Annotated in this window: 1 protein-coding gene; it reads right to left on the bottom strand. The window is 71.0% G+C overall.

Going from position 1 to position 14,192, the window contains the following annotated elements; translation table 11 throughout:
* Window positions 1–46: 46 nt before the first annotated feature.
* Window positions 47–14,056 (bottom strand): type I polyketide synthase, encoded by a 14,010-nt coding sequence (locus EJG53_RS36265; protein WP_244955482.1) that lies wholly within the window; start codon window positions 14,054–14,056, stop codon window positions 47–49.
* Between the last annotated feature and the right edge of the window lie 136 nt (window positions 14,057–14,192).

Raw genomic sequence — 14,192 nt, 5'->3', positions numbered from 1 at the left:
TCCGATTGACGCCTTCCTCACTACGCACGGTGGTACGGCGACGTACTCAGAGCCCGAGCTGGTTGTCGATGAAGTCGAACATGTCGTCGTCGCTGGCCGACTGGATCCGGTCGGCGACCGAGTCGCCGTCGTCGTCACCGTCGTCGGTTCCGGCGGTCGCGTTCAGCACGCCGAGCATCTGCTTGAGCCGCTCACTGACCTGCATCCGTACGGATTCGTCGGCCATCAGGCCGGCGAGCGAGGCTTCGACCCGGTCAAGTCCGGAGTGGGCCGCGAGCACGTGCGGTTCCTCGGGAGCCGAGCCGAGCAGTTCCTCCGCGAGGAAGCCGCTCAGCGCCGCCGGGCTCGGATGGTCGAAGACCACGGTGGGTGGCAGCCGCAGCCCGGTGGCCTTGTTCAGCCGGTTGCGCAGTTTGACGGCGGTGAGCGAGTCGAAGCCGACATCGCGGAACGAGCGGTCCGCGTCCAGCCTGTCGGGGCCAGACATGCCCAGTACCAGAGCGGACTCCGCCAGGACGAGTTCCCGCAGGGTGTCCAGGGCCTCTCCCCGGCCCAATCGGCCCAGCCGCTCGGCGAGTGTCTGTTGCTCCTCTGTACGGTCCAGGACGCTGCGCCGGCCGCCTGCTGTCGGACGGGCGGGCTTACCGGTGCGCGGACCGGGCACCAGCCCGGAGAGCACGGACGGCACCTCCCCGGAACGGCGCACCGCCGCCAGGTCCAGCTCGGCGGCCACCAGCAGTGGTTCGGGCCGGTCCACGGCGGCGTCCAGCACCGCGAGGCCGCGCGCGTCGGTGAGCGGCAGCAGTCCCTGCTGGGTCAGTCTTTGACGTTCGGCGACGGTGAGCCGGCCGGCCATTCCGTTCTCCCAGGGGCCCCAGGCCAGTGATACGGCGGGCAAGCCGTGATGGCGCCGGTGGGCGGCCAACGCGTCCAGGAAGGTGTTGCCCGCCGCGTAGTTGGCCTGACCGGCATTACCGATCACCCCCGCGATGGACGAGAACAACACGAACGTGTCCAGCTCCAGGCCCAGGTCACAGGTCAGCTCGTGCAGATTCCAGGCCGCGTCCACCTTCGGCCGCAGCACCGCCTCCAACCGCTCCGCAGTCAGCGAGCCGACCACCCCGTCATCCAGCACACCCGCCGCATGCACCACACCCGTCAGCGCCACGCCCTCAAGGACACCGGCAAGCTGATCCCGATCGGCCGCATCACAGGCAGCCACCGTGACCTTGACACCCATCTCCTGAAGATCAACAACGAGTCCAGCCACCCCGGGGGCGTCGCCGCCGCGACGGGAGAGCAGCACCAGATGCTCCGCCCGACCCGACCTCGCCAGATGCCGGGCCACCAACCCACCCAGCACCCCCGAAGCACCGGTCACCAACACCGTGCCTGGGCGGACCCCGGCACTGGTCTCCGTTGTGGCGCGGGTGAGCCTGGGCACCCGGATCTGCCCGCCCCGAACCGACCACTGCGGCTCCCCCAGCTCCACCCCGGCACGCAGCCATCCGGCCAGATCCACACCGGGTACGGACACCTCGTCCACATCCGCCAGCAGCAACCGACCCGGATTCTCCGACTGCGCCACCCGCACCAGACCCCACACCGAAGCCGCCGCAACCTCCACCGGCACCCCCGGGCCAGCATCGACCGCACGCTCGGTCAACACCAACAGCCGTGCACCGGACAGCACGTCAGCAGCCAACCATCGCTGCACCAACTTCAGTACGTCCACCGTGGTACGACGGGCCGTAGCTGCGACATCCGGCGTGGGCCGCTCAGGCGTAACGCGCACCACAACGGTCCGTGGAGCCTCGGCACCGGCCTCGACCGCCGCCACCAGGGCCGGCAGGTCCGGGTAGCTCGCGGCGCCTGGGACGTCCTCGCCGAGCACGGCCCACGGGCCCTCCGCCGCGCCGGAACCGTCCGCCGTCAGCGCGGCCGGCACCCATTCCACCGTGAACAGGTCCTCGGCGGATTGGGCGGCGGCAGCGTCGAACGGCCGCAGGGTCAGGGAACCGACGGAGGCGATCAGCGCGCCGTCGGCATCCGCCAGGCTGAGCGAAACACCCTCGCCATCGGTCTCCGGCACCACCCGGACCCGGGCCACCTGAGCACCAGTGGCATACAACTCCACATCCCGCCAGGCAAACGGCACCTCCAACCCGCCCGCACGCTCCCCCGCGCCCACAATGACGTGCAACGCCGCATCCAACAACGCCGGATGCAACCCGAACCCGTCCACCACTACGTCCTGCGGCAGGGCGACCTCAGCGAACAGTTCCTCACCCAGACGCCAGGCCGCCCGCACACCCTGGAAGACCGGACCATAGCTCAGTCCGTGCTTCGCCAACCCGGAGTAGAAGTCGTCCAATGCAACAGACACCGCACCGGTCGGCGGCCACTGCGTCACCGCGTCGCCGGTAGCGGCTGCCACTCCGGCCGGGGCGAGAACGCCGGTCGCGTGCCGGGTCCACGCCGCCTCCGGGGGGCTCCCCTCGCTCTGGGCGTGGATGCTGACCGCGCGGCGCCCGGACGCGTCCGGCTCCTCCACCGTGACCTGCACCCGCATCCCACCCCGCGCAGGCAGCACCAGCGGAGCCTCGCTCAGCAACTCCTCGACCCGCGAGCACCCCACCTCATCACCCGCACGGACCGCCATCTCGACCAGCACCGCGCCGGGCACCACCGCCTGGCCCGCCACCACGTGATCCGCAAGCCAGGGCTGCCCCGAAAGGGAAAGCCGCCCCGTCAGTGCCACACCGCCGCTGGCCGGTAGTGCGACCGTCGCCGCCAACAATGGGTGCAGGGTGGCGGATTGCCCCAGGCCGGCCGCGTCCAAGTGGGCGGGCGCGGTCGGCAGCCAGTACCGCTGCCGCTGGAAGGCGTACGTGGGCAGGTCCACGCGCTGGGCGCCGGTGCCCGCATAGACCTCTTCCCAGCGCACCGGGACTCCTCGGACGAATACCTTCGCCAGCGCGGTCAGCAGAGCGAGCGGTTCGTCGCGACCACGGCGCAGCACCGGCAGCCAGGCTTCAGAGCCCGACTCACCCTCGCTGTCGGTACGGCTCTGTGCGGCCATGCCGGACAGTACGCCGTCCGGGCCGAGCTCGATGAAGGTGCGTACGCCGGCCTCTCGCATCGCTTCTGTGGCATCTGCGAAACGGACCGCCTCGCGGACGTGCCGGACCCAGTACGAAGGGTCGGTGACCTCCTCCGTGACGGGGCGGCCGGTCAGGGCCGAGACCATCGTTAGCTGCGGCTTTTGGTACGTGATGTGGGCGATCGATTCCGCGAACCGGTCCAGCATCGGTTCCATCAGCGGTGAGTGGAAGGCGTGCGAGACCTGAAGGCGACGCGTGCGCGCTCCTGCCTGTGACAGCTCCTCCGCCACCGCCAACACGTCGTCCTCGACGCCGGATACCACCACCGCACGCGGCCCGTTCACCGCAGCAATCCCGACCCCGGGGCGACCGGCCAGGGCCTCACGTACCTGTTCCTCGGCGGCCTCCACCGCCACCATCGCCCCGCCGTGCGGCAGCTCCTGCATCAGGCGACCCCGGGCCGCCACCACGGCGCAGGCGTCGTCCAGGGACCACACCCCTGCCACGTGTGCCGCCGCCAGCTCGCCGATCGAGTGGCCCGCCACGACCTGCGGTGCTACGCCCCACGAGGTGAGCAGGCGGAACAGTGCCACCTCCACCGCGAACAGCGCGGGTTGGGCCCACACCGTCTCATCGATACGACCCCCACCCGGCCACGACGGGTCACCCTCACCCCGCACCACCGCCGCCAGCGAACCCTCAAGGTGCGCGTCCAGCCCCGCACACACCTCATCGAAAGCCGCCGCGAACACCGGGAACGCCTCGTAAAGCTGGCGGCCCATGCCAACCCGCTGCGCGCCCTGCCCGGTGAAGACGAAACCGAGACGGCCCGCAACACCTGCAACACCGCTGACCACGCCCGGCAGATCACGGCCCTCCGCGAGGGCCCCTAGAGCAGTGACCAGCTCCTCCCGGTCCGATCCCAGCATCACGGCCCGATGCTCCAGCACCGCACGCGACGACGCCAACGACCAGCCCACATCGACCGGCCGCACACCCGCGTCCTGTCCGACAAACGCGGCCAGCCGCCCCGCCTGCCCGGCCAAACCCGCCTCCGAACGACCGGAAACCACCCACGGCAGCAAGGGCAGCTCCGTACCGGCAACCCCGCCCGTAGCCTCGGGCGCCGCCCCCGGAAGAGACGCGCCCTCCACGCTCGGAGCCTGCTCGATGATCACGTGAGCATTGGTCCCGGAGAACCCGAACGAAGACACACCAGCCCGGCGCGGACGCTCACCCGTCTCCGGCCACGGCACCGCCTCAGTAACCAGTCGCACCGCCCTCGCATCCCAGTCCACCTGCGAAGACGGCTGCTCCGCATACAACGTCGCCGGAACCACCCCTCGCTCCATCGCGGCCACCATCTTCACGATGCCGGCCACGCCCGCAGCCGCCTGCGCATGCCCGATGTTGGACTTCACCGACCCCAGCCACAACGGCCGGTCCTGCGGACGGTCCTGCCCGTAGGTAGCCAGCAACGCCTGCGCCTCGATGGGGTCGCCCAACCGTGTCCCGGTGCCGTGGCCCTCCACCACATCCACATCAACCGGCTTCAGCCCCGCGTCGGCCAACGCCGCCCGGATCACCCGACGCTGCGACAGACCATTCGGCGCCGTCAGACCGTTGGACGCACCGTCCTGATTGACCGCACTGCCCCGCACCACCGCCAGCACCCGATGCCCATTACGCCGGGCATCCGAGAACCGCTCCACGACCAGCACGCCGACGCCCTCACCCCAGGCAGTACCGTCCGCGCCCTCCGCATAGGACTTGCAGCGGCCGTCCGCGGCCAGTCCACGCTGACGGGAAAAGTCGATAAAGGTACCGGGGGTGCCCATCACCGTGACTCCGCCTGCGAGTGCCAGGGTGCTTTCACCGGACCGCAGCGACTGGGCTGCCAGGTGCAGCGCCACCAGCGAGGACGAGCAGGCCGTATCCACCGTCACGGCCGGACCCTCCAGGCCCAGCGCATAAGCCACCCGTCCGGAGGCCACCGAGCCCGTGCTACCGGTGCCGAGGTATCCCTCGGCCTCTTCCGGGACCGCATGCCAGGGCAGGTAGTCGTGGTAGAAGAGCCCGGCGAACACGCCGGTCGGGCTGCCGCGCAGGGCCGTGGCATCGATACCGGCGTTCTCCAGCGCCTCCCAGGAAGTCTCCAGCAACAACCGCTGCTGCGGATCCATCGCGACCGCCTCACGCGGGCTGATCCCGAAGAACTCCGCGTCGAACTCAGCAGCGTCATACAGGAAGCCACCCTCACCGGAGACGCTCTTGCCCACCGCGTCAGGGTCGGGATCCACTACATCCTCCGGCCAGCCACGGTCCGACGGGAAGGCACCGATCCCGTCACCACGCGACTCCACCAGCTCCCACAGCCCCTCCGCCGAGGACACTCCACCAGGGAACCGGCAGGCCATACCGACGATGACGACCGGATCGTCGGCCCCACCCGGGACATTGGTCGTCGGGACGGTGGCATCCATCGGGCCGGCCTCGTCCTCGCCCAGCAGTTCGGCCAGCACATGCGCCGCCAGCGTGGCCGGGGTCGGGTGGTCGAAGACGGTGGTGGCGGGCAGCCGCAGGCCCGTCGCCCTGTTCAGTCGGTTGCGCAGCTCGACGGCGGTCAGCGAGTCGAAGCCGGTGTCCCGGAACGAGCGGGCGGATTCGACGGCCTCCGGCCCGGTCATCCCCAGTACCAGCGCGGCCTCCGTCGCGACCAGTTGGAGAGCAGTCTCGGTCCGCTCGCCCGGTGCGAGCCCGACGAGCCGTGCAGCCAGCGGGCTCCGGTTGTCGGCGGCCGGTTCGGCGACCGTGCGGCGGGCGGGCTGCGAGTGGCCGCCGCGCGTGGCCGACAGCAGGCCGGAGAGCAGCGGCGGCACCTCCCCGGAACGGCGCAGCGCGGCCAGGTCCAGTCCGGTGGTGACCAGCGCGGACCGGTCGGTGCGGAGGGCGGTGTCCAGCAGGGCCAGCCCGTCCGGCGCGGACAGCGGGCGCAGTCCCTGTCGGGACATCCGGCGCTGGTCCACCTCGTTCAGGGCACCGGCCATGCCGTTTTCCCAAGGCCCCCAGGCCAGCGATACGGCGGGCAAGCCGTGGTGGCGCCGGTGGGCGGCCAACGCGTCCAGGAACGTGTTGCCCGCCGCGTAGTTGGCCTGACCGGCATTACCGATCACCCCCGCGATGGACGAGAACAACACGAACATGTCGAGCTCCAGGCCCAGGTCACAGGTCAGCTCATGCAGGTTCCAGGCCGCGTCCACCTTCGGCCGCAGCACCGCCTCCAGCCGCTCCGCAGTCAGCGAGCCGACCACCCCGTCATCCAGCACACCTGCCGCATGCACCACACCCGTCAGCGCCACGCCCTCAAGGACACCGGCAAGCTGATCCCGGTCGGCCGCATCACAGGCAGCCACCGTGACCTTGACACCCATCTCCTGGAGATCGACCACGAGTCCAGGCATCCCGGGGGCGCCGCCGCCGCGACGGGAGAGCAGCACCAGATGCTCCGCCCGACCCGACCTCGCCAGATGCCGGGCCACCAACCCACCCAGCACCCCCGAAGCACCAGTCACCAACACCGTGCCCGGACGGGTGTCCTCCATGAGGGGCCGGGACGGCAGACGCACCAGGCGCGGCACCCGGATCTGCCCGCCCCGAACCGACCACTGCGGCTCCCCCAGCTCCACCCCGGCACGCAGCCATCCGGCCAGATCCACACCGGGTACGGACACCTCGTCCACGTCCGCCAGCAGCAACCGACCCGGATTCTCCGACTGCGCCACCCGCACCAGACCCCACACCGAAGCCGCCGCAACCTCCACCGGCACCCCCGCGCCAGCATCCACCGCACGCTCGGTCAACACCAACAACCGCGCACCAGACAACGCATCAGCAGCCAACCACCGCTGCACCAAACCCAGAACGTCCACCGCCGCACGACGGGCCACATCCGCAGTGCCACCAGGCCCGACTGCCGGCAACACCGGCGCCACCACCATCTGCGGGACCTCAGCCCCCGCCTCCACCGCCGCCACCAACCCCGCAACATCCGGGAAAACCACAGCACCAGGCAGATCCGGCACAACCGCCGGATCCCCGAGCACAGCCCACCGGCCCAACGACTCCGGGCCCGAGCCCGGGTCGGATATAGCGGCCGTAACAGGCACCCAGTCGATCCCGCACAGGCCGTCTCCTGCACCGGTAGCGGCAGCGTCGAACGGCCGCAGGGTCAGGGAGCCGATGGAGGCGATCAGCGCGCCGTCAGCATCCGCCAGGCTGAGCGAAACACCCTCGCCATCGGTCTGCGGCACCACACGGACACGGGCCACCTGAGCACCAGTGGCATACAACTCCACATCCCGCCAGGCAAACGGCACCTCCAACCCACCCGCACGCTCCCCCACACCCACAATGACGTGCAACGCCGCATCCAACAACGCCGGATGCAACCCGAACCCGTCCACCACCACACCCTGCGGCAGGGCGACCTCAGCGAACAGTTCCTCACCCAGACGCCAGGCCGCCCGCACACCCTGGAAGACCGGACCGTAGGAGAGACCACGGGCCGACAATGCGGAATAGAAATCGGTCAGCTCGACGGGCTCGGCTCCGGGAGACGGCCACTGCTGGAGGCGACTGTGTGAACGTCCGTCGCCAGCTTCCCTTGCGGTGGAGAGCGTGCCGGTTGCGTGCCGGGTCCACTCCCCCTCCGGCGGGACATCCTCGTCCTGCGCATAGACACTGACTGCGCGGTGCCCGGACGCGTCCGGCTCCTCCACCGTGACCTGCACCCGCACCCCGCCCTGCGCAGGCAGCACCAGCGGAGCCTCGCTCAGCAACTCCTCGACCCGCGAGCACCCCACCTCATCACCGGCACGGACCACCATCTCCACCAACGCCGCACCAGGCACCACCACCTGACCCGCCACCACGTGATCCGCAAGCCAGGGCTGCCCCGAAAGCGAAAGCCGCCCCGTGAGCACCACGCCACCACTGGCCGGCGACTTCACAGCCGCCCCCAACAACGGGTGACGGGTCGTGTACTGGCCCAAATCCGTCGCGTTCAGAAGGGCGGGCGCGGACGGCAGCCAATAGCGTTGACGCTGGAAGGCGTACGTGGGCAGATCCACGCGCTGGGCACCGGTGCCGGTGTACAGCGCGTCCCAGGCAACCGGGACCCCACGGACGAATACCTTGGCCAGTGCGGTCAGCAGGGCACGCGGTTCATCGCGGCCACGGCGCAACACTGGCAGCCATGCCTCGGAGCCGGTCGTGTCCTGGCCCTCGCTGTCGATGCGGGTCTGCGGGCCCATGCCGGACAACACACCGTCCGGACCGAGCTCGATGAAGGTCCCCACACCGAGCCCACGCATCGCCTCCACGGCATCCGCGAAACGGACCGCCTCACGCACATGCCGCACCCAGTACGAGGGGTCGGTGACCTCCTCCGAAACAGGGCCACCGGTGAGCGCGGAGACCATCGTCACCTGCGGTTTCCGGTACGTGACGTGGGCGATCGCCTCCGTGAACCGGTCCAGCATCGGCTCCATCAACGGCGAATGGAAGGCGTGCGAGACCTGCAGACGACGTGTACGCGACCCCGTCTGCGCCAGTTCCTCCGCCACCGCCAGCACGTCGTCCTCGACGCCGGACACCACCACCGCACGCGGCCCGTTCACCGCAGCAATCCCGACCCCCGGGCGGCCGGCAATGACTTCGCGGACCTGTTCCTCGGCGGCCTCCACCGCCACCATCGCCCCACCCTGCGGCAACTCCTGCATCAGACGGCCACGGGCCGCCACCACCGCGCAGGCATCCTCCAGAGACCACACCCCCGCCACATGGGCCGCAGCCAGCTCACCGATCGAGTGGCCCGCCACCACCTGCGGCACCACACCCCACGACGTCAGCAGGCGGAACAGCGCCACCTCCACCGCGAACAGCGCAGGCTGAGCCCACACCGTCTCATCGATATGGCCCTGCCCCGGCCACGACGGGTCACCCTCACCCCGCACCACCGCGGCCAGCGAACCCCCAAGGTGCGCATCCAGCCCCGCACACACCTCATCGAAAGCCGCCGCGAACACGGGGAACGCCTCGTAGAGCTGGCGGCCCATGCCGACCCGCTGGGCGCCCTGCCCGGTGAAGACAAAACCCATCTTGCCCGCCCCACCCGCAGCGCCGCTCACCACACCGGGCAGGTCACGACCCTCAGCAACGGCACCCAGCCCAGCAACCAACTCCTCCCGGCCTGAGCCCAGCACCACCGCCCGATGCTCCAACACCGCACGCGACGACACCAGCGACCAGCCCACATCCACCGGCCGCAGACCAGACCCCGACGCCTGCACAAACTCCGCCAGCCGCCCAGCCTGACCCGCAAGCCCCGCCTCCGAACGACCGGAAACCACCCACGGCAACAGAGACAACTCCGCACCGGCAACACCGTCCGCACCAACGCCTGGAGCCGCCCCCGAAAGGAGCGCACCCTCGGCACTCGGGGCCTGCTCAATGATCACGTGAGCGTTGGTACCGCTGATGCCGAACGAGGAGACGCCGGCCCGACGCGGGCGCTCGCCCCTCTCCGGCCACGGCACCGCCTCAGTAACCAGCCGCACCGCACCCGCATCCCAGTCCACCTGCGAAGACGGCTGGTCGGCGTGCAGGGTCCTCGGCACTTCTCCGTGTTGAAGGGCGAGGACGAGTTTGAGGACGCCTGCCACGCCCGCGGCGGACTGAGCGTGCCCGATGTTGGACTTCACCGACCCCAGCCACAACGGCCGGCCCTCCGGACGGTCCTGACCGTAGGTGGCCAGCAGCGCCTGCGCCTCGATCGGATCACCCAGCCGCGTCCCCGTACCGTGACCCTCCACCACATCCACATCGGCCGGCTCCAGGTCCGCGTCAGCCAACGCCGCCCGGATCACCCGCTGCTGCGACGGGCCATTCGGCGCCGTAAGGCCGTTGGAAGCACCGTCCTGGTTGACCGCACTGCCCCGCACCACCGCCAGCACCTTGTGACCGTTGCGCTGCGCGTCGGACAAGCGTTCCAGCACCAGGAGGCCGGCGCCTTCGCCCATGCCCATTCCGTCGGCCTGGTCGGCGTATGCCTTGCAGCGACCGTCGGGGGCCAGCCCCCGCTGGCGGTCGAACCAGTTCAGCCAGGACGTGGTGGCGTGTACGGTGACGCCGCCCGCGAGGGCCAGCTCGCACTCGCCGGACCGCAGCGACCGGACGGCCAGGTGCAGTGCCACCAGCGAGGAGGAGCAGGCGGTGTCCACCGTCAGGGCGGGGCCTTCGAGTCCGAGCGTGTAGGCCACCCGGCCGGAGATCACGCTGGGAGTGATGCCGGGCTGCAGGTGGCCCGTGAGTTCTTCGGGCGCGTGACTGCCGTATCCGGACGGGGACGCGCCGGCGAAGACGCCGGTCGCCGAACCCCGCAGGCGCCCTGGGTCGATGCCTGCGCGCTCGAAGGCTTCCCAGGAGAGTTCGAGCAGCAGCCGCTGCTGCGGGTCCATGGCCAGCGCTTCGCGCGGGCTGATTCCGAAGAAGGCGGCGTCGAAGTCGCCTGCGCCGGTGAGGAAGCCACCGCCACGGGTGGACAGCCCGGTTGTGGACGCATCGTGGCTCGCGGAGGCTGCGTCCTGGTCAGCCCCGTCGTGCTGCCGGGAGAGGTCCCAGCCGCGGTCGGCGGGGAGTGGGGCCACTGCCTCACCGCCAGCGGCAAGTAGCTCCCACAGGCGCTCGGGGGTGTCAAGGCCGCCTGGCAGGCGGCAGCTCATCGCCACGATGGCAATGGGCTCGTCACCTCCTGCGGGTGCCTGCGTCCTGGTGGAGCCGACGGCCCCGGCCGAAGGGGCGTGGCCCTGCGCTTCGCCGTGCAGGAAGCCGGCGAGCGCGAGCGGTGTGGGGTGGTCGAAGATCAGCGTGCTGGGCAGTTGGAGGGCGGCCGCGGTGCTCAGCCGGTTGCGCAGGTCGACTCCGGTCACCGAGTCGAAGCCCAGTTCCTTGAAGGTACGCGCGGGGTCCAGGGCTGCCGGTGCCGCATGGCCGAGTACGGCTGCGGCCTGCGTGATGACCAGGTCCAGAACGAGCTGGTGCTGTTCGGGCTCCGGCCGGCCGGCGAGCTGTCCGCGCAGCCCCCACCCTGCGGTCGTGTCGGTGGCAGCGGTGAGGTCCGCGGTCTGCGGCTCCTCGGCCGGCTGCGTGGGAGCGTCGGCGTCGAGCCAGTACCGCTCGTGCTGGAACGCGTACGTCGGCAGCTCCACCCGCTTCCCAGCGGGGAGCACTGCCTGCCAGTCCACCGACGCCCCGTTGACGTACGCCTCGGCCAGCGAGGCCAGCAGACGCTCGGCGCCGCCGTTGTCCCGCCGCAGCGTCCCGCAAACAGCGCCCGGTATCGCGCCAGGACCGGCCCCCCGGGCGAGGTCCTGAAGGGTGTCGTGCATGGCACCGACCAGCACCGGATGCGGTGTCACCTCGACGAACACCTGATGCCCACGACCGGCCAGCACCCGCACCGCACGGTCGTAATGCACCGTCGCTCGCAGGCTGCGGAACCAGTAACCGGCATCCAGCTCCTCGCCGGTCAGCGTCTCGCCGGTCATCGCGGACACCATCGGGACCCTGCCCCGGCGCGGGGAGATTCCGGCCAGGACAGAGGTGATCTCCTCCTCCAGCCGGTCCACCTGAGCGGAGTGGGAGGCGTAGTCCACCGCCACCATGCGGGCCCGGGCGCCCTCCGCCTCGAACTCCGCCCTCAGCTCCTCCAGAGCCTCCGGCTCACCGGACACCACCGTCGCCGACGGACCGTTGACCGCCGCCAGGGACAGCCGGTCGCCGAACCGGGCCAGACGCTCCTCGACCTCCGCCGCCGGACGACTGACCGACAGCATGCCACCGGCACCCGCCAGCACCTTCAGCGCACGCGACCGCAACGCCACCACACGCGCGCCATCCTCAAGCGAGAGCATCCCGGCGACCGTGGCAGCGGCAATCTCGCCTTGCGAGTGACCGACCACCGCCTCCGGGGCGACACCGGCCGCCTCCCAGACAGCGGCCAGCGACACCATCACCGCCCACAGCGCGGGCTGGACGACATCGGCAGCCTCCATCGCAGGAACGCCCTCCGTACCCGCCAGGACGTCGCTGAGCGACCAGTCAACGTACGGCTCCAACGCCGCAGCACACTCCGCCAGCCGCCCCGCGAACACCGGCGAAACCCCCGCCAGCTCCCGCCCCATCCCCACCCACTGCGAACCCTGACCAGCAAAAGCAAACACCGGCCGAACACCCGACCGAGCCACACCGGATACCACGGCCCCACCCGGAACACCCGACGCCAGGCTCCTCACACCCCCGAGCAGCTCAGCACGCCCCGTACCCACCACGACACCCCGGTGCTCGAAGACCGAACGCCCGGCAGCCAGCGACCACGCCACATCGGCCGGTTCCAGCTCCGGACGCGCCCCCGTCCACTCCCCCAGCCGCCCAGCCTGCGCCGCCAACGCCCCAGCAGTCCGCCCAGACAGCACCCACGCACCGGCACCAGCCACCACCGGAACCGCAGGCCCCCCGGCCTCCTCGACGGCTTCAACCTCCTGTGCCGGGGATACAGCCGGCCCCTCCTCCAAAAGAAGGTGCACGTTGGTGCCACCGAGGCCGAAGCCGGAGACCCCGGCGCGGCGGGTGCGGGCACCGGCCGGCCACGGTGCCGGAGTGGTCAGCAGCCGTACCCCGCCGGAGGACCAGTCCACCCTGGGGGTGGGCTCGTGTGCGTGCAAGGTCGCGGGGAGTTCGCCGTGGCACAGGGCGAGCACCATCTTGATGACACCCGCGACACCGGCGGCGGCCTGGGTGTGGCCGATGTTGGACTTCACCGAACCCAGCCACAACGGCCGGCCCTCGGGACGCTCCTGACCGTAAGTGGCCAGCAGCGCCCGCGCCTCGATCGGGTCACCCAGCCGCGTCCCCGTGCCGTGCGCCTCCACCGCGTCCACCTGGTCGGCGGTCAGGTGCGCGTCGGCCAGGGCGCGGCGGATGACGGCCTGCTGGGCGCTGCCGTTCGGCGCGGTCAGGCCCTCGCCGGTGCCGTCGGAGTTGATGGCCGAACCGCGCAGCACGGCCAGCACGGGGTGGCCGTTGCGTACGGCGTCGGACAGGCGCTCCAGGACGATCAGGCCGACGCCTTCGGACCACACGGTGCCGTCGGCGGCGGCCGAGAAGGGCCGGCAGACCCCGTCGGCCGACAGGGCCCGCAGGCCGCTGAAGGCGATGAAGTTCCCCGGGGTGGACATCACGGACACACCGCCGGCCAGCGCCAGCGAGCAGTCGCCGGTCCGCAGCGCCTGCGCCGCGAGGTGGATGGCGACCAGGGAGCTGGAGGCGGAGGTGTCCACGGTGAGCGACGGACCGTGCAGTCCCAGCAGGTAGGAGATCCGGCCGGACATCACGCCGGGCGAGGTGCCGGTGAACAGGTGGCCCTTGGCACTGCCTGGTGCGCTGTGCGGCCGGGGGCCGTACTCCCTGGGTTCGGCGCCCACGAACACGCCGGTGCGGGTGCCGCGGAGGTCTGCGGGGAGGAGGGCGGCGTTCTCCAGCGCCTCCCAGGATGCCTCCAGGAGCAGCCGCTGCTGGGGGTCCATGGCCTGGGCCTCGCGCGGCGGAATGCCGAAGAAGGCGGCGTCGAAACCGGCGGCGTCGTCGAGGAATCCGCCTCGGGTGAGGTACGTGGTTCCGGTGCCGTCCGGGTCCTGGCCGTGCAGCGAGCCGAGGTTCCAGCCGCGGTCCTGCGGGAAGTCGGAGAGCCCCTGGCCGCCTTCGGCCAGCAGCTTCCACAGGTCATCGGGTGAACGGACCCCGCCGGGGTAGCGGCAGCTCATACCGACGATCGCCAAAGGCTGTGCGCCGGCTGCGGCGGTGTCCTTCAGGGCCGGCCCATCGGTGTCGTTCACAAGTCCCTCGGCATTCCGGAAGTTGACTGCGGTACCCGCTCGCCGGTCCTTCGGCCGGGAACGGGGCCGATGGGCCGGACGGCTGCCGCGGGCAGGCTCAGCGAAAGGGGTGGGAGAAAGGCGTCGGGTGCGGTGC

Origin of the sequence: Streptomyces chrestomyceticus JCM 4735 (assembly GCF_003865135.1) — a bacterium.
GTDB lineage: Bacteria > Actinomycetota > Actinomycetes > Streptomycetales > Streptomycetaceae > Streptomyces > Streptomyces chrestomyceticus.
Note: the sequence above shows the minus strand (reverse complement) of the source record. Positions and strands in the feature narration are given on the sequence as shown.